This is a genomic window from Sphingomonas sp. C3-2, assembly GCF_033025475.1.
Lineage (GTDB): Bacteria > Pseudomonadota > Alphaproteobacteria > Sphingomonadales > Sphingomonadaceae > Sphingobium_A.
The window spans coordinates 483,837-501,885 of the sequence record NZ_CP130322.1 but is presented as its reverse complement, the minus strand read 5'-3'; the positions used below and the strand labels follow the sequence as shown (position 1 = coordinate 501,885).

The following is an 18,049-nucleotide window of genomic DNA, read 5'->3' as shown; positions in this document are numbered from 1 at the left end:
CCGCTGGCCATTATGTGAAGAGCAATGGCGCGTTCTTCCCGATCCTATGACTGGGGTTTCCCACGCTGGCGCGGTTATGAGGCCGAACGCCAGGCGGCGAAGGTGCGCCTGTGCGATCGCCATGGCTGCGAGGCGGTGGGTGATCGGCCCGCGCCGAAATCCCCCAACAGCCCGGATCGCTGGTATTTTTGCGAAGCGCACGCCGCCGAATATAACCGCAACTGGGATTATTTCGCGGGGCTGACCGCCGAGGAAGCGGCCGCGCGCGAGGAGCGCGAGCGTGCCGATTATTCGGGGTTCAAGGAACGCGAATATTATGGCTGGGGCGGGCCGGGGGATGGCAGTCGCTCGCGTGACGAACTCAACGCGCTGAAGGCGCTTGAGCTGGAAGACGATGCCGATTTCGAGGCGGTGAAGCGCGCCTGGCGGCGGCTGGCCAAGGAATATCATCCCGATGTGAAGCCGGGCGATGCGCAGGCCGCCGTCCGTTTTCAGGCCATCCAGGCCGCGTTCGAGGTGCTGCGCAAGGCGGAAGAACGCCGACCGGGATGAAATCCTCGGTCGCCTCCAACTGGAACGCTGCGCTGCTTGTTTGCCGCAAATGTTCCAAGCGTCAGGGCGGAGGCTTTGGGCCCAAGGGCAAGACCGGCCTCGCCAAGGCGTTGAAGCGCGAGACGGGGGCTAAAAAGAGCCGCAAATCATCCCTCGGCGTGGTCGAGGTCGATTGCCTTGGCATTTGTCCCAAGCACGGCGTGGTTCTGGTCGACAGCCGCGATACGCACAACTGGCGGTTGGTCAGGCCCGGAACCGATATCGAGGCGCTGGTCGAGGAACTCGCGCTGCCTCTGGACGATCAGGCGTAGCGCTTCGCCGTTTCGCGGATCAGCGCGATCATGTTGGGAATGCCCTGCGTGCGGTTCGAACTCAGCTGGTTGCGCAGGTCGAACGGCTCCAGAATATCCTCGATGGCAAGCCCGCCGATGTCCGCCGGGCTGCGATCCTGAACGATCTGCAGGATCAGCGCGATGATGCCCTTGGTGATCGCGGCGTTGCTGTCGGCCAGGAAATGCAGCCGACCATCGTCGAGGCGCGTCGGATAGACCCACACCGCCGCCGAACAGCCGCGCACCAGCGTGGCATCGGTTTTCAGCGCATCGGGCATGGGTTCAAGCGCCCGGCCCAGATCGATCAGCAGACGATAGCGATCGTCGGCGTCGAGAAATTCATATTCGTCCTGGATTTCGGCGATCTGGTTCACGGCAGTCATGTCGTGGGCGCTAGCAGGCGGCGCAAGGGGCGGTCCAGCGCTTTTCGCCGAAAGAGGGGCGTGGGGCTTGTTAAAGCTCCACGCCTGCGGCGATCGCCTCGAGCTTGCGGATGCGTTCCTTGAGATCGGCGATCTCGATGCGCGATCCGGCATGGCCGGTGGGCGCATCGAACCGGCTTTGCTGCTGCTGCAGTTCGCTGCGCTTCAGCTCGAGCCAGCCGGTCCAGCCTTTCAGCGCCGCGGTGGTCAGCATGGCGATGGCAGCCAGGCTGCTTAGCGCAATGGTGGCATATAGCGTCAGGTCACTCATGGTCTTATCCCCATTTCCTCTCCGGGGGGCCTGAAGATCAGGCCCGATCCCGTTCGCGCAGCTTTTCGATTTCGCGTTCAAGGCTGCTGGTATCGTCGGTCGCCAGCCGCTCCAGAACCGCGACGCGTTCCTTCAGCGTGCGCACTTCCTCGCGCAGGCGGGTGGCTTCGGGATCGTCCGTCGCGACCGCATTGCCCTTCCAGTCCTGCCCATGCTTGTGTCGAACCTGGATGATCTTGCCGACCGTGACGATCGCCACGATCAACACCACCATTTCAAAAGGTCCCATCATTCGTCTCCCAGATCTTGTCTTTATCAGTTGGCCCGGCCGCGCAGCGCTTCGATCTCGCGATTGAGGCTGTGCGCCTCATCGGTGACGATCCGCTCGACATTGGCCATCCGGTCCTTGATCGATCCCAGTTCGGCGCGCAGCTGCGCATTTTCCTGGGTCAGCAGCTTGATACGCTCGAGCGCCTCGTCGTTCCGCTTCGGATAGACGGCCTGGCCCCAGGCGCCGTCCAGCGGATAACCGTTCTTCACCCTGAGCCAGGTGGTGAGCACCCATCCAGCGATCGCCATCGCGCCAATCACCATTCCGGCGGGGGCAAGCGTTTCGAAAAGCGCGATCTTGTCCATTTTTTCGTTCCTCCCTTGCGTCCGGCGATCAGCGGAGTGCGTCGATTTCGCGGGCGGTGCGTTCGGCGGGATCGGTGGCGATCCGCTCAAGCACCGAGATGCGTTCCTCAAGCCTCAGCAGCTGCGCCTTCAGATGTTCGTTTTCGCTCGAAAGCAGTTGTATTTTTCGATCAGCGTCAGGATCTTTTCGATCAACGGTGCCACCCCATTCATTTTCGATGGGATAACCGTGCTTTGCGCGGATCCATGTCGAGACCAGCCAGCCGCCGATGCAGATCGCCACGATCGCGATCACGAATATCGGTCCCTGGAACATCTTCACTCTCCCTGTTCACAGCCCCGGCCATGCGATCAGCGCAGGCTGTCGATTTCCTTGGCCAGGCTCGAATTGCTGGCGGTGTAATAGGTTTCGACATCGGCCAGACGGCGATCGATCTCGCGGAACTTGGCGCGGACATCGCGGGTGCTGCGCGCCGGAGACTGGCGCACGCCCTGCCAGAACTTGGCGTCCTCGGCGCTGGTATACAGGCCGCTCGGCTTCGCATCGGCTACCCAGCCGGCTACGAAATAGGCGATCAGCGTCCAGGGAAAGCCACCCATCAGGGTGACGAGCACCATGCCGATGCGCACCCAGGTGACATCGATCCCGGTATAGTCGGCGATCCCCGCGCACACGCCCATCCACTTGGCGTTCTGCTTGTCGAGGTAGAATTTGGTGCGGCTGGCGGACATTTCAGTCTCTCCTTGAATTTGGTGCGGTCTGCGCGCGGCTCAGTGCCGCTGGTCGGGGCGGGTGATGGAGGAGGGGGCGCCAAGCTCCCCCGACTTCCAGTTGGGGTTGTCGGCTGCGATGATCCGTTCGATCGTGTGCAGCCGTTCCTCCAGCCGCCGGGCGGTGTCGTGCATTTCGTCGAGCAGGTTTTCGTCCTCGCGGGTGATGCTGCCGGCGCGCTTCCACTGGGTCACATAGTGGAGGATCAGCCAGGGCATCCCGATGAAGAGGAAGCCGACGACGAAAATCGGGACGAGTACCTCTTCCATATCAGCCTTCCTTGCTTGCGCGGGCCTTCAGGGCGGCGAGCTCGGCTTCCACCTTTTCGGCGGACTTGAGCTCGGCGAACTCTTCCTCGAGCGTCTTGGGCTGCGCGCCCAGGCTCAGCGCATCGGCGCGGCCTTCGGCGAAGTCGACGCGGCGTTCGAGCACTTCGAAGCGCGAAAAGGCTTCTTCCACCTTCTGGCCGGCATAGGCTTCGCGCACACGGATACGGTTCTGCGCGGTTTCAAGCCGCGTCATGATCGCATTCTGGCGGGCGCGGGCCTCGCGCAGCTTGCCCTGAAGCTTCGAGATGTCTTCCTCGTACGCGCGCAGCGATTCATCGAGCGTCGCGATCTCGTGCTTCAGCTGGTCGCCCATGTCGGCGGCCTTTTGCTTTTCGACGAGCGCGGCCTTGGCCAGGTCCTCGCGGTCCTTCGACAGCGCCAGTTCGGCCTTTTCTATCCAGCTGTCCTGCAGTTTTTCCAGCTTCAGGATGTGGCGGCGCAGTTCCTTCTGGTCGGCAATCGTGCGGGCGGCGGAGGCGCGCACTTCGACGAGGGTTTCTTCCATCTCGAGGATGATCATGCGGATCATCTTCGCCGGGTCTTCCGCCCTGTCGAGCAGGTCGGTGACGTTGGCGGCGATGATGTCGCGGGTTCGTGAGAAAATTCCCATTTTGGATACTCCTGAGATGACGACGTATTTGGCATTGGGGTGCCGGGGCGGAGCAAGGGAATTCCGCCCCGGCGGGGGCTGCCTTCAGGCGTAGATCCTGTCGGCCGAAACGGTAACCACGCCGGCATTCGTCTTGGCGGTGTCCGCGGCCTGTGCCGGGCCCACCGCGCTCAGCACGCAGGTGGCGCTGAACAGAACGGTGCAGACGATTGCGGTGAAGGTGTTTCCGATCTTGCTGGTGGTCATAATGGCCTCCCTGAACCTTTGATTTGCACTTCCGTAGAAGCAGTTGTTCTCAACTAAGCAGGATGCGTGCCAGTTTTTGAAAAGCTCCATTTTTCGGGATATTTTGCATAATTTACATTATTCTGAGTTGGTGAGTATTGCCAAATTTTGGGAAATATCCCTAATCTTGGGAATGGAGCGCGAAAGTCATTTCATCGGCCAGTCGCTGGCCTTTCTCGATTCCGTCGAGCGGGCAAGCCGCGCGGCGGCGCTCAACCGTCCCGTGCTGGTGATCGGCGAGCGGGGTACCGGCAAGGAACTGGTTGCCGAACGTCTGCACCGCCTCAGCCCGCGGTGGGACGGGCCGCTCGTCATCATGAACTGTGCAGCCCTTCCCGAAACGCTGATCGAGGCCGAACTGTTCGGGCATGAGGCGGGCGCCTTTACCGGCGCCACCCGCGCGCGCGCCGGGCGGTTCGAGGAAGCCGATGGCGGCACGCTGTTCCTCGACGAACTCGGCACCTTGTCGCAAGGGGCGCAGGAACGGCTGCTTCGCACGGTCGAATATGGCGAGGTGACGCGCATCGGCTCCAGTCATCCGATCCGGGTCGATGTTCGCATCGTCGCCGCCACCAATGAAAATCTGCCGGCCATGGTCGATAAAGGCCGGTTCCGCGCCGACCTTCTGGATCGGCTGAGCTTCGAGGTGATCTCGCTCCCGCCGCTGCGTGTCCGCGAAGGGGATGTGCCCGTGCTCGCCAATCATTTCGGGCGGCGCATGGCCGCCGAGTTGGGCTGGGAACGCTGGCCGGGTTTTTCGGAAACCGCCGCAGCGCAGCTCGTCAGCCATGACTGGCCGGGCAATGTCCGCGAACTGCGCAATGTGGTCGAACGCGCGGTTTACCGCTGGGACGATCCCGAACGCGCGGTCGATGCGATCATCTTCGATCCCTTCGCCACGCCCTGGCATTCGCGGCCGATGCCGGGCAGCGTGACGCAGGAAGTGGAGCGCGCGGAGGAGGGGGCGGTGCGTGTCGCCACCGCGCCGACATCATCGCCCGCAACCGAACTGCATCTGGTGGGCGATCTGAAACAGGCGGTCGATGCGCATGAACGCGCGATCCTGGAGGCGGCGCTCGCCCATAATCGCTTCAACCAGCGGGCGACCGCGAAAAGCCTCAACCTGAGCTATGATCAGTTGCGTCACGCGCTCAAGCGGCACGAATTGCCATAGGGCGGCTGATGGAAAATATTGGCGCCCAGCGTAACAATTCGCGGCCCTTTTTGCGCGCAATGCGTTAGGAGGGCGTGTTTTCAAACCAAAAGAGGTGAGTCATGCCCTTCATCCTGCCCGATCTCCCCTATGCGAAGGACGCGCTTGAGCCGCACATGTCGGCCGAAACCTTCGATTATCACCACGGCAAGCACCACAAGGCCTATGTCGACAAGGTCAATGGCTGGGTCGAGGAAAAGAACCTCGCCGGTCTGTCGCTGCTTCAGGTGATCGACAAGGCGAAGAAGGACGGCGACAAGGGCCTGTTCAACAACGCCGCACAGATCTGGAACCACAGCTTCTTCTGGAAGTGCCTCAGCCCCAAGGGCGGCCAGCCCTCGGCCAAGCTGCAGGCGATGATCGACGAAGCCTTTGGCTCGACCGACGCGCTGCTCACCAAGCTCAAGGACGAATCGATCGGCCATTTCGGTTCGGGTTGGGGCTGGCTGGTGCTGAAGGACGGCAAGCTTGCCATCACCTCGCTCCATGATGCCGACACCCCGGTCGTCTATGATGACATCAAGCCGCTCCTCACGCTCGACGTGTGGGAACACGCTTATTATGTCGATTATCGCAACGCGCGCCCCAACTATCTGGAAGCCGTGCTGAAGAACCTCATCAACTGGGAATTCGTCGAGCAGAATCTCGACGGCGAAGGCGCATCGCGAGCCGATCAGGCCCAGTAAGCATCGGATCCTGTCCGAATGAAGGGAGCCGGGGAGCGATCTCCGGCTCTTTTCGTTGATAGTTTGGCGAACGATGCGCCCGCGATGACGAGAAGGGAAAAGCGACGCGATGAGGACTTCCTATCTTCTGCTGGCCGCACTGGTTGTCGCCGTGCCTACCGCTGGTTTTGCACGTGCGCAGGAAAGCGGATCGAAGAAGGAAGAGCCGGCGCCGTCTTCTGCTCAGAAGCCTGACAAGGACGAGCGCCCGTCACCCAAGAAGGACGATACGATCGACAAGGCGGGTGATATCGTCACCCAGCCCGCGCGCGATATCGGCGTCGTCCGCACCGAAGTGCCTCCCTTGCTGCAGGCGGTGGTCGAAAATCCGTACAGCACCGAAGGCGTGAAGACCTGCAAGCAACTGGCCGATGCGGTGCATGAGCTGAACGCGGTTCTGGGCGAGGATTTCGGCGTGGGCCGGGAAAATAACGAGAACCGCTTCGGCAAGTTCGCCGAGGCGGGGGGCAAGGCGATCGTCAATTCGCTCATCCCCTTTCGCGGGCTGGTGCGCGAGGTGACGGGGGCGGGGCCTGCCGAGCGCCGTCGCGATGCCGCCATTGCCGCAGGCTTTGCACGTCGCGGCTTCCTGCGCGGCATGCATCAAAACCGGGGCTGCAAGACCGCCCTCAATTGAGGTGCGCTTTGATCGCTCCCCGACAGTGAAAGGCGTTGCGCGCCAGCGCGATGCATCAAACACTCGCCGCTCCAGCAGGGGGAGGCGCAGATGAGCGAAGAAGCCATGATCAGCACGAGCCGTCGCGGGCTTGTCGAGGGGATGGCGGGCGCGGTGCTGGCCGCGACGCTCGGCGGCATAGCGGGGCGTGCGGCTGCGGCCGGACCCGCGCCGCAAGGGCCCGTACTGACTCCCGGATTGACCAGTGCCTGGCAAGAGGTTGCAGGCCGCATCGCCGCCTTTGCCGATGAGTTTGAGGCGCTGGCCGCGCCGCGCACTGATATCGACCGCGCCGAAGGCTTTCGCCTGTTCATGCGCTATTTCACGATCGGTCTCGACCAATATGTCGAATATGCCGATCCGGCGTTCCCGGCCTTTTATCAGAAGACGCGCGACGGGGTACGCAAGTTCGCCGGCGACAGCCCCGGTCAGCTTTATGACTCCGCTGTGATCTCGCCCGAATATGAATATCGTGTCACCGGCGACATGCACGATCTGCTGATGCTCGAATTCACCGTCTATTCGGGAACGCTCAACAAGGACAACAAGGCGCGCCGCCGGTTGGTGAGCAGCCTGACTGAGGCCGAGATGAAGATCGCGCCCGATGGGCGCTTTACCGTGCTCCTCAATCGCGGCGGGCAGGGGGAAAATGCGCTGCGCATGGACGATGACGGCAGCGTCGTCGTGGTCCGCCGCTATCTGCGCGATCCGCTACGCTACAAGCCGCGCGCGCTGACGATCGAACGGACCTCGGGCGCGCCGGTGCTCAAACCGCTCTCGACCGTCGATCTCGGCGCGCAGCTCGTAAAAGCGGTCAATTTTGCCGCATGGAATGTCAAGACATGGGCGCAGTGGGTGGATCGTTGCCGCAAAACCAAGTTCAACCGGCTTGCCCATTTCGACGATGGCGGGGATATCTACACACCCGCCGGCCACAAATATCTGGAAGGCTATTGGTCGGTAAAGCCGGGGCAGGCGCTCTTCATCTCCTTCGTCCCGCCAAGGGGACGGTACTGGAGCTTCGTGCCGATGAACTACTGGATGGAATCCTTCGAATGGCGCTTTGGCAACCGCGTCTTCGCCTCCAGTGTCGAAACCTCGCCGGGGCCCGATGGTCGGGTTCGGCTGGCGCTCGCCCATGCCGATCCGGGGCGCCCCGACACCCGCTGGATCGAGACGATGGGGCATAATGAAGGCCAGATGGCCTTTCGCCTCGCACGGCACGAAGGGGCGCTCCCCGACGTGCAATGCGAATTGGTGACGCTCTAGGGCTCAGCCCTGCGGAGGCGTCGTTTCGGCGGCCTTCTGCTCGCCCATGCTAAGCCCATGGCGCATCATCATGGGGATGTTCGCCATCGCGAAGCCAAACGACAGGATCGTCACGCCCCACACCTTCAGCGTCAGCCAGGTGTCGAAGGTGAGCATCATCCGCATCGCTTCGTTGAGCACGGCCATTCCGGCAAAAAAGAAGGCCCAGTTGCGCGAAAGCTTCATCCAGCCCGTATCGTTCAACCCGTCATAGGCGGCCTGGAGCAGCACCTTCAGCAGCGGCTTGCCGATGGCGAGGCCGAAGAACAGCGCGCCTGCGAACATCGTGTAGATGATTGTCGGCTTGATCTGGATGAATTTCGGATCCTTGAAATAGACCGTCAGCGCGCCGAAGCCGACGACCAGCGCGGCCGACAGCCACAGCATCGGCGAAACCTTGCCCAGTTTCACCTTGGAAACGATCACCGCGATCACGATCGCCGCCATGAACGCCACCGTCCCGGCGATGACGCCGACGAACTTATAGGCGAGGAAAAAGACAAGCAGCGGCCCGAAATCGAGCGCCATGCCCAGCCCGCCATGCTTTTGTTCCTGCGCGCCAGCCTTGTCGTTGGCGTTTGCCGTCGTCATTCACCACTCCCGGAAATTGCGCGGGCCAGTTCGCCAGCCTCGAAGGGGCGAAGGTCCTCGATCGTTTCGCCTACGCCGATCGCATGGATCGGCAGGCCATATCTGTCGGCGGCCGCCACCAGCACGCCGCCGCGCGCGGTACCGTCGAGCTTGGTCATCACAAGGCCGGTGACGCCCGCCACTTCCTTGAAAACCTCGATCTGCGACAGCGCGTTCTGGCCGGTCGTCGCGTCGAGCACCAGCACCACGTCGTGCGGCGACGCCGGATTGAGGCGCCCCAGCACGCGGCGGATCTTGGCAAGCTCGTCCATCAGTTCGCGCTTGTTCTGCAGTCGGCCCGCTGTATCGACGATTAACACGTCGATGCCCGTCGCCGTCGCCTGCTTCACCGCCTCATAGACGATGCCCGCGCTGTCGCCGCCCTCGGGGCCGGTGACGATGGGAACGCCCAGCCGTTCGGCCCAGACCTTCAACTGGCCGATCGCGGCCGCGCGGAAGGTGTCGCCCGCCGCCAGCATCACGCCGTAATCCTGTTCCTGGAACAGATGGGCAAGCTTGGCGATCGTCGTCGTCTTGCCCGATCCGTTTACGCCGATGACAAGGATCACCTGGGGGCGCGGAAAGGCTTCGATTTCGAGCGGCTTGGCCACGGGCGCGAGGACCTTTTCGATCTCTTCGGCAACAATGGCCTTCACCCCGGCCTCGTCGATGCCCTTTTCATAGCGGCTGGAAGCGATGCGCGCGCGCACGCGGCCCGCCATGGCGGGGCCGAGATCGGAAACGATCAGCGCTTCCTCGATCTCGTCCAGCGTCGCATCGTCGAGCGCAGACTTTGTGAAAAGGCCGGTGAGGTTTTCGCTCAGCCGGTCGGACGTGCGCTTGAAACCGCCGAACAGTTTCTGATGCCAGGGAGATTCGCTCATTGGGCGGTGCCGATCAAAGTGGATTGTTGAATGTCGGTGATGGTTACGGCGCGGATCGAGCCGGGCGTGGCCGGTGCGCTTAGCTGCACGCGTGCGAAATTTTCCGAATGGCCCGATTGGCGGTCTCGCTCGATCAACACGTTCTGCGTCGTTCCCACCATGGATTCGAGCCAGCGCCTTTGCCGGATTGAGGCCGCGTCGCGCAAGCGTGCCGCGCGTTCCTTCACCGTCTGGCGTGGCAACTGCGGCATCCGGGCGGCCGGTGTGCCGGTACGCGGCGAATAGGGAAAGATATGGCCGTGGACGATGTCGCAATCGTCGATCAGCCTTAAACTGTTGTCGAACATCTCGTCGGTTTCGGTGGGAAAGCCCGCGATGATGTCGGCGCCGATTGCAATGCCGGGCCGTGCGGCCTTCAGCCGCGCCACCATCTCCACTGCCTGCGCGCGACTGTGGCGGCGCTTCATGCGCTTCAGGATCATGTCGTCGCCCGCCTGCAGCGAAAGGTGCAGATGGGGCATCATGCGCGGCTCGTGCGCGATTAGCTCGAACAGTCGCTCGTCGATCTCGACCGAGTCGAGCGACGAAAGCCGCAGTCTGCGGAGACCCGGGATCTGCTTCAATATGCGGTCCACCAGCAGCCCCAGGCTGGGCGCGCCGGGCAGGTCGGGGCCATAGCTGGTGAGATCGACGCCGGTCAGCACGATCTCGGCATAGCCTTCATCCACCAGCGCGGCGATGCGGTCGATCACCGCGCCTGCGGGAACCGAGCGGCTGTTTCCACGGCCATAGGGAATGATGCAAAAGGTGCAGCGATGGTCGCAGCCATTCTGCACCTCGACAAAGGCGCGTGCATGTTCGGCAAAGCCCGATGCCAGTTGCGGTGCGGTCTGCTGCACGGCCATGATGTCGGCCACGCGCACTTCGGCTTCGCCGTCAGCGCTCGCGTCGAAGCGAAAGCTTTTTGCCTCCATCTTTTCGATATTGCCGAGCACGCGGGACACTTCGGGCATGGCCGCAAAGGTCTGCGGCTCGATCTGCGCGGCGCAGCCGGTCACGATCACGCGCGCATCGGGGCGGGCGCGCTTGGCGCGGCGGATCGCCTGCCGGGTCTGGCGCACGGCTTCCGCGGTCACCGCGCAACTGTTCACGATGACCAAGTCGTCGGCATCGCCGGCGAGCGCGCGGATCGCCTCGCTCTCGGCAATGTTCAGCCGGCATCCCATGGTGATCAGCTCGGGGCCGGGCATCAGAGCGCGTCCGCGTCCAGTTCCCCGGTGAAGACATGGGTGGCGGGGCCGGTCATGCGGATCGTTTCGCCGTCGCGCCAGTCGATGATCAGGTCGCCGCCGGGCAGCGTCACGGTAACCGGGCCGTCCGCCAGCCCGAGGCGGATCGCCGCCACCGCCGTGGCGCAGGCACCCGTGCCGCAGGCCTGGGTCAGCCCGACGCCGCGTTCCCACACGCGCAGGCGGATATGGCTGCGATCGACGATCGTCGCGACGTTCACGTTGATCCGGTCCGGGAAAAGCGGATCGGTTTCAACCACAGGCCCCACCTGATCGAGCGGAACCGCATCGGTGTCGGGCACGAAGAAAATGACATGCGGATTGCCGACATTGACGGCCGTGGGCCGTTCCAGCCCCGCGTCCCAGCCCACGGGCATGTCGCGCGTGTCCATCGCATAGGATAGCGGAATGGTTTGCCAGTCGAAGCGTGGCGCCCCCATGTCGACGGTCGCGCCCAGTGCATCGGTCGTGCCATGCAGGATGCCGGCCATCGTCTCGATGCGGACATCTTCGCCCAGCAGCCGTGCAACACAGCGCGTGGCATTGCCGCACGCTTCCACTTCGCCGCCATCGGCGTTGAAGATACGCATTTTTGCATCGGCCACGCTGGAGCGCTCGATCACGATCAACTGGTCGCAGCCAACGCCCGTGCGCCGGTCGGCAATCGCGCGGACCTGTCCGTTGTCGAGGGCGACCGGCGTTTCGCGTCCGTCGATCACGACGAAATCATTGCCCAGCCCGTGCATTTTGTGAAAGCGTACGCTCATGAATCGCGATCTAGGCATGCGCCGCTCCGAAGTCCACCTGCGGGCCCGTGAAATACTCGACTTCTGGTTGGTCGAAACCCCGCCCGAACGGCGTTTCGTCAAGGATGCTGCGCTTGACCGCGAAATCGCCGGCCGTTTCGGGGCGCTTCGTGCCGAGGTGAAGGCGGACAATGCCAGCGCATGGCGGAACGAACCCGATATGCTACTGGCGGCGATCATCCTGTTCGATCAGTTCTCCCGCAACATCTTCCGGGGGGAGGCGGAGGCATTTGCAACCGATCCGCTTGCGCGCGAACTGACGCGCCTTGCCCTGACCAGGGAATGGGACAGGGGGATGACGGTCGTCGAACGACAATTCCTCTATATGCCGCTGATGCATTCCGAGGATATCGACGATCAGGCGCTGTGCGTTCAGCTGTTCGAGGGAATGGGCGATCCGTTGCTGCTCGATTTTGCCGTCCGCCATGCCGCTCAGATCGAGCGTTATGGCCGCTTCCCGCAGCGCAACCTTGCGCTCGGGCGCCAGAGCACGCCGGAGGAGGCCGAAATGCTCAGCCGACCCGGGGAAACCTTCTGACCGTTTCGCTCTGCGGCAGTTCGATCGCCGCGCGGCGTGCGGGCAGCAGGTTCTTTTCGGCGAGCAGCTTGTTCACCTGATCGATGGGCATGGGCTTGCCGAAATGCCAGCCCTGCCCCTTATGTACGCCAAGTGTCCGGAGCCGCTGTTCGATGGCGCCGGTTTCGACGCCTTCGGCGGTGACGGGCAGGCCAAGGCTGTCGCTCAGCCGGGTGATGGCGTTTACGATTGCTGCGCTTTCGGCATTTTCATTGATCGACGAGACAAAGCTGCGATCGATCTTGATTCGGTCGAAGGGCAGCGCGCGCAGATGCGCGAGCGAACTGTATCCAGTGCCAAAATCGTCGAGCGCCAGCTGGATGCCCTGGTTCTTGAGGCTGCCGACGATCGACTGGGCCAGGCCCAGATTTTCGAACAGCGCGCTTTCGGTGATTTCCACTTCAAGCCGGCTCGGCGGAAATCCGGTTTCGACGAGCAGCTTCACCAGTTTCTGCGAAAGCCAGGGGTCCTTGAGCTGGGTCGGGGAGATGTTCACCGAAAGCGTAAGCGCCTGGTCCCAGTCGCGGCCATGTTCCAGTGCCTGTTTGATGATGGCGAGCGAAAGATCGCTGATCATCCCGGTTTCCTCGGCCACCGGCACGAACGTGTCGGGCGCCATCAGACCGAAGGCGGCGCTGTTCCAGCGCGCAAGCACTTCAAAGCCGTGAAGCCGGCCCGTGCTCAGGTCGATCTGCTGTTCGTAATAGGGCACGAATTCGCCGCGCGGAATGCCAATCTTCAGCCCCGCCTCGATGGCGTTGCGCAGTTCGAGCGCGCGCTCCATCGAGGAATCGAACCAGCAATGGCGGTTCCGCCCCGAATTCTTTGCCGCATACATCGCGATATCGGCACGTCGCATCAGTGCCTCGATGCTTTCCTGCCCGTCCGACGTGCAGGCGATGCCCACCGATGCGCTGATATGCGCGTGGATGCCCGCCGCGTCGAAGGGGAGGGAGAGGCGTCCCACAATCTGCTCGGCCGTCCGGGCGATATTGTCGCGGCCGCGCGCGTCAAACAGCAGCGCGCAGGCGAATTCGTCGCCGCCAAGCCGGGCAACGATCGCATCGTCGGGAATGGCGCGGCCGATTTCGGTCGATACCGCGAGCAGCAGTGCATCGCCCGTGGCGTGGCCGTGGAGATCGTTGATATTCTTGAAATTGTCGAGGTCAACCGCAAGCACCGCTACCGATTGTCCTTTGCGGCGCGCGCGCGCGATCAGCGTGTCGCCTTCTCCGGCAAAGGCGCGGCGGTTGAGGAATCCGGTCAGGGGATCACGGTCGGCCATCTGGCGCGCATGCGCTTCGGCCATGCCGCTGCGCGATACTTCACGTGAAAGTGCGGCATGGCGGAACCAGCCGATCGCGATCAGCGCAAGGTTCAGAACCAGCGTCGCCGCCGCCAACGGATCGACAGGGCCGCCACCCCGCAACGCCTGGCCGATGCTCGTCATCAGCGTGCTGCCCGTCGCCACCAAAAGCAGCAAGGCGATGATCGCAACAATGCCTGAAAGGTGAGACTTGCGGCGCCTGTCTCCGCGCATTGGCGGCGGGGAAGCGCTCGCGAGTCCTGACGAATGGGACGGGTGGTTCATATCTCCGCTTGTGTCCGCAAAGCGTGTAGAAGGCGTTAAAGAAACGGGTGGTCTTGCCTGCTTTGCAAATTTCGATTATCTGCCCGCCAAATCGTTCCGACCATGAACGAAACATATGCGCCCATGGGTGCGCGCTGGCCGACGAGGTTTCGTCCGCCGGCGTGTTTTGCGTTTTGATCTTGGTCCGGTTCGGGAAAGGGAAGTGACGATGTTTGAATCCTTGAGCGATCGGCTTGGCGGCGTATTTGATCGCCTGCGCGGCCGCGGTGCACTGGGCGAGGCTGATGTACGTGCAGCCATGCGCGAGGTGCGCATTGCCTTGCTCGAGGCCGACGTCGCGCTGCCCGTTGTACGCGAATTCGTCGACAAGGTTACCGAAGAAGCCGTTGGCCAGTCGGTCCTGAAATCGATCACGCCCGGCCAGCAGGTCGTCAAGATCGTCAACGACGCGCTCGTTGACATGCTCGGCTCGGAAACCAGCGAACTCGATCTCAACGCAAACCCGCCCGTCGTCATCATGATGGTCGGTCTGCAGGGCTCGGGTAAGACGACCACCAGCGCCAAGATTTCCAAGCGGCTCACCGAAAAGGATCGCAAGAAGGTCCTGATGGCGTCGCTCGACGTCAATCGCCCGGCCGCGCAGGAACAGCTTGCAACCCTCGGCACGCAGACGAATGTCGCGACGCTGCCGATCATTGCGGGCCAGCAGCCCGTCGATATCGCCAAGCGCGCGCTGCAGGCCGCCAAGCTTCAGGGCTTCGACGTTCTCGTCCTCGATACCGCGGGCCGTCTCCACGTCGATCAGGCGCTGATGGACGAGATGAAGGCCGTGGCCGACGTCGCCAACCCGCAGGAAATCCTGCTGGTCGTCGACTCGCTCACCGGTCAGGACGCCGTCAACGTCGCCAAGAGCTTCTCGGAACAGGTTGCGCTGACCGGCGTCGTGCTGACGCGTATGGACGGTGATGCGCGTGGTGGTGCGGCGCTCTCGATGCGCGCCGTCACCGGCAAGCCGATCAAGTTTGCGGGTATGGGCGAAAAGCTCGATCAGCTCGAGCCGTTCCATCCCAGCCGCGTCGCGGGCCGTATCCTCGGCATGGGCGACGTTGTCAGCCTTGTCGAACGCGCCGCTGAAACCATTCAGGCTGACGAGGCTGAAAAGCTCGCGCAGAAAATGGCCAAGGGCCAGTTCGACTTGAATGATCTGCGCGCCCAGCTCGAACAGATGCGCCGCATGGGCGGCCTTGGCGCGCTCGCCTCGATGCTTCCGGGCATCAAGAAGGTGCAGAACGCGATGGCCAATGGCCAGGTCGACGACAAGATTCTGAACCGCCTCGATGCGATCATCTCGTCGATGACCGCCAAGGAGCGGAGCAAGCCCGAACTCATGAACGCCAAGCGCAAGATCCGCGTGGCGAACGGCAGCGGCACGACGGTGCAGGAGGTGAACCGCCTCCTCAAGATGCACCAGGAAATGTCGACCGCGATGAAGAAGATCAAGAAGATGGGCGGCCTCAAGGGGCTGGGCGCGCTGTTCGCCAAGGGCGGCATGGGCGGTCTCGGCGGCATGCTCGGCGGTGGCGGTGCCGGCGGGGCACAGCCCCCGGCCGGGCTTCCGGGGCTTCCCGGCGGCCCGGGTGGGATGCCCAAGCTTCCGCCTGGCTTCGACAAGTTCATGAAGAAATAATTGTTACGACGTTGAATTTTTAAAGTTTTTCACAGTTTAAGAAGAAGGAAGAAGATCATGGCAGTTTCCATTCGCCTGTCGCGTGGCGGTTCCAAGAAGCGCCCTTACTACCGTATCGTCGTTGCCGACGCGCGCAGCCCGCGCGATGGTAACTTCATCGAGAAGGTTGGCACCTACAATCCGCTCCTCGCCAAGGACGATGCGAACCGCGTCACCCTTAACGCCGATCGTCTGAAGCACTGGCTCTCGGTCGGCGCGCAGCCCACCGATCGCGTTGCTCGCTTCCTCGACGTAGCCGGCATCAAGGAACGCGCAGCCCGCAACAACCCCAAGAAGGGCGAACTCGGCGAAAAGGCCAAGGAACGCCTGGAAGAAAAGGCTGAAAAGGCTGCTGCAGCCGAAGCCGCTGCCGCAGAAGCTGCTGAAGCCGCTGCTGCTGCCGCTGCCGCACCGGCCGAAGAAGCTGCGCCTGCTGAAGACGCAGCGCCGGCTGAAGAACAGGCTGAGGGCTAAGCCTTGTCTGCTCGCCCCGTTACGCTCGCCGTCATCATTGGTGCGCATGGCGTGACGGGGGAGGTGCGCCTGAAACTGTTCGCGGACGACGTGACCAGCCTCAAGGCGCACAAGCGCTTCAATGATGGAGCGCTGACCCTGAAAAGCGTGCGCGATGGCCCCAATGGTGCCATCGCCCGCTTCGCCGAGATCGGCGACCGAAACGCCGCGGAAAAATATCGCGGCACCGAGATTTCCGTCCCCCGCGATGCGCTTCCGCCGCTTGCGCCGGGCGAATATTATCATGTCGATCTGATCGGGCTGCCGGCCGTTTCCACCGATGGTGAAGCGCTGGGCACCGTCGTTGCGATCGACAATTTCGGCGCGGGCGATGTCATCGAGATCGAACGCCCGACCGGCAAGCGCTTCATGGTGCCGATGGCCGCCGTCCCCGAATGGGGCGAAACCCTCGTCGTCGAAGCCGCTTTCGCCGATCAGTGATTGCCGAGCTTTTCGCGCTGATCCTGGCCGTGGTGGCCGGAATATTGTCGGCTGCGATCGGATATCAGTTTTCGCGCCGTATTGGCCTTGCTGAGGCGCATGCCCGCGTCGCGGTCGGCTTGCTGTTCAGCCAGGTCGTCACGCTCTTTCTCGCGCTGACTGCGATCCTCGATATGCCTGGTGATGACGCTTTTCTGGGCGGGGCCAGTTTCTGGCTGGCCGGGCTTGCGGGCACGCTCGCCGCGCTGCACCGGTTCGAACGCTACCGTATATGATCTGGCCGTTTAGCCGCTCCATTGCATGGCGGCGCGCACTGGGCCATTGGGGCTGGCGATGACATTTGCAGCCCAGATCCTCACGCTTTACCCCGAGATGTTTCCCGGTCCGCTTGGCACCTCGCTTGCCGGTCGTGCGCTGGCCGAGGGCACATGGTCGTGCGATCCGATCCAGATCCGCGATTTCGCGACCGACAAGCATCGCTCGGTCGATGATACGCCGGCGGGTGGCGGGGCGGGGATGGTGCTGAAGCCCGATGTGATCGCCTCTGCGGTCGATCATGCGCTGGCGCGTCAGCCCGACAGCCCGGTTCTGGCGATGACGCCGCGTGGACGGCCGCTGACGCAGCAGCGTGTGCGCGAACTGGCGGCGGGGCCCGGCATCACGCTGCTTTGCGGCCGCTTCGAAGGCTTTGACGAGCGGATTTTCGAAGGACGCCCGATCGAGCCGGTTTCGATCGGCGATTTCATTCTCTCAGGCGGCGAAACCGCCGCAATCATTGTGCTTGACGCTTGCATTCGGCTGCTTCCCGGCGTAATGGGCGCCGCTTCAAGCGGTGATGACGAGAGCTTCGAAACGGGGCTTCTCGAATATCCGCATTATACCCGACCCCAATTGTGGGAAGGGCGTGCGATCCCTGAAGTGCTGCGATCGGGGGATCACGCGAAAATCGCCGCCTGGCGGAAACAAAGGGCGGAGGAAGATACACGGCTAAGGCGGCCGGACCTTTGGGAGCGCTATGTCGGTGCTCGGGACCAGTCGCCCTCTGGTGCGCGGCAAAAGAAGAAGGACTGATGAGCATGAACCTCATCCAGACGCTCGAAGCCGAGCAGATTGCCAAGTTCAACGAAGCCAAGAAGATTCCTGAATTCCGTCCGGGCGACACCGTCCGCGTCGGCGTGAAGGTCATCGAAGGCGAGCGTCACCGCGTTCAGGCCTATGAAGGCGTCTGCATCGCGCGTTCGAACAAGGGCATGGGCTCGTCGTTCACCGTTCGTAAGCTCTCCTTCGGTGAAGGCGTGGAACGCGTATTTCCGCTCTATTCGCCCAACATCGACTCGGTCGAAGTCGTCCGCAAGGGCGCCGTTCGCCGTGCGAAGCTGTACTATCTGCGTGGCCGTACCGGTAAGGCCGCTCGTATCGCCGAACGTCGCGACACGCGCAGCACCGAAGCCTGATCGGCTC

General features: G+C 62.9%; 27 protein-coding genes. 13 read left to right on the top strand and 14 right to left on the bottom strand.

Annotation, left to right across the window (positions count from 1 at the left end; all coding sequences use genetic code 11):
* The first annotated feature begins 24 nt into the window (after nucleotides 1–24).
* Both QYC26_RS02330 and QYC26_RS02325 read left to right on the top strand, forming a co-directional pair.
* Nucleotides 25–552 (top strand): J domain-containing protein, encoded by a 528-nt coding sequence (locus QYC26_RS02330; RefSeq protein WP_317513794.1) that lies wholly within the window; start codon nucleotides 25–27, stop codon nucleotides 550–552.
* Nucleotides 549–863, top strand: a complete 315-nt coding sequence (locus QYC26_RS02325) for a (2Fe-2S) ferredoxin domain-containing protein (RefSeq protein WP_317513793.1) — start codon at nucleotides 549–551, stop codon at nucleotides 861–863. The genes QYC26_RS02330 and QYC26_RS02325 overlap by 4 nt, the downstream gene beginning before the upstream one ends.
* Here QYC26_RS02325 and QYC26_RS02320 read toward each other — a convergent pair.
* The 9 genes from QYC26_RS02320 to QYC26_RS02280 all read right to left on the bottom strand — a co-directional run bounded on the left by QYC26_RS02320 (nucleotide 854) and on the right by QYC26_RS02280 (nucleotide 4,170).
* A complete protein-coding gene (locus QYC26_RS02320; protein WP_317513792.1) occupies nucleotides 854–1,267 on the bottom strand; it encodes a SufE family protein in 414 nt (137 codons plus the stop codon). The genes QYC26_RS02325 and QYC26_RS02320 overlap by 10 nt on opposite strands.
* 70 nt (nucleotides 1,268–1,337) lie before the next feature.
* The gene (locus QYC26_RS02315; RefSeq protein WP_317513791.1) at nucleotides 1,338–1,577 is read right to left on the bottom strand and encodes a hypothetical protein; all 240 of its coding nucleotides are present in this window, start codon (nucleotides 1,575–1,577) and stop codon (nucleotides 1,338–1,340) included.
* Between the two features lie 37 nt (nucleotides 1,578–1,614).
* Nucleotides 1,615–1,866, bottom strand: coding sequence for a hypothetical protein (locus QYC26_RS02310; RefSeq protein ID WP_317514981.1), 252 nt, complete (start codon nucleotides 1,864–1,866; stop codon nucleotides 1,615–1,617).
* Between the two features lie 26 nt (nucleotides 1,867–1,892).
* Nucleotides 1,893–2,213: a hypothetical protein gene (locus tag QYC26_RS02305; RefSeq protein ID WP_317513790.1), complete on the bottom strand. Its 321-nt coding sequence runs from the start codon at nucleotides 2,211–2,213 to the stop codon at nucleotides 1,893–1,895.
* A gap of 28 nt (nucleotides 2,214–2,241) precedes the next feature.
* The gene (locus tag QYC26_RS02300) at nucleotides 2,242–2,529 is read right to left on the bottom strand and encodes a hypothetical protein (RefSeq protein WP_317513789.1); all 288 of its coding nucleotides are present in this window, start codon (nucleotides 2,527–2,529) and stop codon (nucleotides 2,242–2,244) included.
* A gap of 35 nt (nucleotides 2,530–2,564) precedes the next feature.
* Nucleotides 2,565–2,945 carry an envelope stress response membrane protein PspC gene (gene pspC / locus QYC26_RS02295; RefSeq protein ID WP_317513788.1) on the bottom strand — a complete coding sequence of 127 codons (381 nt, stop codon included), beginning with the start codon at nucleotides 2,943–2,945 and terminating at the stop codon, nucleotides 2,565–2,567.
* 39 nt (nucleotides 2,946–2,984) lie between these two features.
* Nucleotides 2,985–3,254 (bottom strand): envelope stress response membrane protein PspB, encoded by a 270-nt coding sequence (gene pspB / locus QYC26_RS02290; protein ID WP_317513787.1) that lies wholly within the window; start codon nucleotides 3,252–3,254, stop codon nucleotides 2,985–2,987.
* A gap of 1 nt (nucleotide 3,255) precedes the next feature.
* Complete coding sequence (gene pspA / locus QYC26_RS02285; protein WP_317513786.1) at nucleotides 3,256–3,924, bottom strand: phage shock protein PspA; 669 nt, start codon at nucleotides 3,922–3,924, stop codon at nucleotides 3,256–3,258.
* 84 nt (nucleotides 3,925–4,008) lie between these two features.
* Nucleotides 4,009–4,170, bottom strand: coding sequence for a hypothetical protein (locus QYC26_RS02280; protein ID WP_317513785.1), 162 nt, complete (start codon nucleotides 4,168–4,170; stop codon nucleotides 4,009–4,011).
* 172 nt (nucleotides 4,171–4,342) lie between these two features.
* On the opposite strand from QYC26_RS02280, the gene pspF reads away from it, so the two are divergent.
* The 4 genes from pspF to QYC26_RS02260 all read left to right on the top strand — a co-directional run bounded on the left by pspF (nucleotide 4,343) and on the right by QYC26_RS02260 (nucleotide 8,092).
* The gene (gene pspF / locus QYC26_RS02275; protein WP_317513784.1) at nucleotides 4,343–5,383 is read left to right on the top strand and encodes a phage shock protein operon transcriptional activator; all 1,041 of its coding nucleotides are present in this window, start codon (nucleotides 4,343–4,345) and stop codon (nucleotides 5,381–5,383) included.
* Between the two features lie 101 nt (nucleotides 5,384–5,484).
* On the top strand, nucleotides 5,485–6,108 hold the full coding sequence (locus QYC26_RS02270) for a superoxide dismutase (RefSeq protein ID WP_317513783.1): 624 nt from the start codon (nucleotides 5,485–5,487) through the stop codon (nucleotides 6,106–6,108).
* Nucleotides 6,109–6,217: 109 nt separating this feature from the next.
* Nucleotides 6,218–6,784 (top strand): hypothetical protein, encoded by a 567-nt coding sequence (locus tag QYC26_RS02265; RefSeq protein ID WP_317513782.1) that lies wholly within the window; start codon nucleotides 6,218–6,220, stop codon nucleotides 6,782–6,784.
* Between the two features lie 90 nt (nucleotides 6,785–6,874).
* Nucleotides 6,875–8,092 carry a DUF1214 domain-containing protein gene (locus QYC26_RS02260; RefSeq protein ID WP_317513781.1) on the top strand — a complete coding sequence of 406 codons (1,218 nt, stop codon included), beginning with the start codon at nucleotides 6,875–6,877 and terminating at the stop codon, nucleotides 8,090–8,092.
* 3 nt (nucleotides 8,093–8,095) lie between these two features.
* Here QYC26_RS02260 and QYC26_RS02255 read toward each other — a convergent pair whose 3' ends face one another.
* From QYC26_RS02255 to dapF, 4 genes are read right to left on the bottom strand one after another with little or no spacing between them, the layout of a single operon-like run.
* Entirely contained in the window at nucleotides 8,096–8,722 is a 627-nt protein-coding gene (locus tag QYC26_RS02255; RefSeq protein ID WP_317513780.1) for an inner membrane-spanning protein YciB, read from the bottom strand.
* Nucleotides 8,719–9,645: a signal recognition particle-docking protein FtsY gene (gene ftsY / locus QYC26_RS02250; RefSeq protein WP_317513779.1), complete on the bottom strand. Its 927-nt coding sequence runs from the start codon at nucleotides 9,643–9,645 to the stop codon at nucleotides 8,719–8,721. Before ftsY ends, QYC26_RS02255 begins: the two co-directional genes overlap by 4 nt.
* Nucleotides 9,642–10,895, bottom strand: coding sequence for a tRNA (N(6)-L-threonylcarbamoyladenosine(37)-C(2))-methylthiotransferase MtaB (gene mtaB, locus QYC26_RS02245; RefSeq protein WP_317513778.1), 1,254 nt, complete (start codon nucleotides 10,893–10,895; stop codon nucleotides 9,642–9,644). The genes ftsY and mtaB overlap by 4 nt, the downstream gene beginning before the upstream one ends.
* On the bottom strand, nucleotides 10,895–11,701 hold the full coding sequence (gene dapF / locus QYC26_RS02240) for a diaminopimelate epimerase (RefSeq protein WP_317513777.1): 807 nt from the start codon (nucleotides 11,699–11,701) through the stop codon (nucleotides 10,895–10,897). The genes mtaB and dapF overlap by 1 nt, the downstream gene beginning before the upstream one ends.
* On the opposite strand from dapF, the gene QYC26_RS02235 reads away from it, so the two are divergent.
* Nucleotides 11,700–12,278 carry a DUF924 family protein gene (locus QYC26_RS02235; RefSeq protein WP_317513776.1) on the top strand — a complete coding sequence of 193 codons (579 nt, stop codon included), beginning with the start codon at nucleotides 11,700–11,702 and terminating at the stop codon, nucleotides 12,276–12,278. The two genes, dapF and QYC26_RS02235, sit on opposite strands and share 2 nt — an antisense overlap.
* On the opposite strand, the gene QYC26_RS02230 is transcribed toward QYC26_RS02235, so the two are convergent.
* The gene (locus QYC26_RS02230) at nucleotides 12,253–13,800 is read right to left on the bottom strand and encodes a putative bifunctional diguanylate cyclase/phosphodiesterase (RefSeq protein WP_317513775.1); all 1,548 of its coding nucleotides are present in this window, start codon (nucleotides 13,798–13,800) and stop codon (nucleotides 12,253–12,255) included. The two genes, QYC26_RS02235 and QYC26_RS02230, sit on opposite strands and share 26 nt — an antisense overlap.
* 316 nt (nucleotides 13,801–14,116) lie before the next feature.
* On the opposite strand from QYC26_RS02230, the gene ffh reads away from it, so the two are divergent.
* From ffh to rplS, 6 genes are read left to right on the top strand one after another with little or no spacing between them, the layout of a single operon-like run.
* Nucleotides 14,117–15,595 carry a signal recognition particle protein gene (gene ffh, locus QYC26_RS02225; protein ID WP_317513774.1) on the top strand — a complete coding sequence of 493 codons (1,479 nt, stop codon included), beginning with the start codon at nucleotides 14,117–14,119 and terminating at the stop codon, nucleotides 15,593–15,595.
* A 57-nt stretch (nucleotides 15,596–15,652) separates the two neighbouring features.
* Nucleotides 15,653–16,108: a 30S ribosomal protein S16 gene (gene rpsP / locus QYC26_RS02220; protein WP_317513773.1), complete on the top strand. Its 456-nt coding sequence runs from the start codon at nucleotides 15,653–15,655 to the stop codon at nucleotides 16,106–16,108.
* Between the two features lie 3 nt (nucleotides 16,109–16,111).
* A complete protein-coding gene (rimM, locus tag QYC26_RS02215; protein WP_317513772.1) occupies nucleotides 16,112–16,588 on the top strand; it encodes a ribosome maturation factor RimM in 477 nt (158 codons plus the stop codon).
* Nucleotides 16,585–16,863, top strand: a complete 279-nt coding sequence (locus QYC26_RS02210) for a hypothetical protein (protein ID WP_317513771.1) — start codon at nucleotides 16,585–16,587, stop codon at nucleotides 16,861–16,863. The genes rimM and QYC26_RS02210 overlap by 4 nt, the downstream gene beginning before the upstream one ends.
* 58 nt (nucleotides 16,864–16,921) lie before the next feature.
* Complete coding sequence (gene trmD / locus QYC26_RS02205; RefSeq protein WP_317513770.1) at nucleotides 16,922–17,659, top strand: tRNA (guanosine(37)-N1)-methyltransferase TrmD; 738 nt, start codon at nucleotides 16,922–16,924, stop codon at nucleotides 17,657–17,659.
* A gap of 5 nt (nucleotides 17,660–17,664) precedes the next feature.
* Nucleotides 17,665–18,042: a 50S ribosomal protein L19 gene (gene rplS, locus QYC26_RS02200; RefSeq protein ID WP_317514980.1), complete on the top strand. Its 378-nt coding sequence runs from the start codon at nucleotides 17,665–17,667 to the stop codon at nucleotides 18,040–18,042.
* Nucleotides 18,043–18,049: the final 7 nt, after the last annotated feature.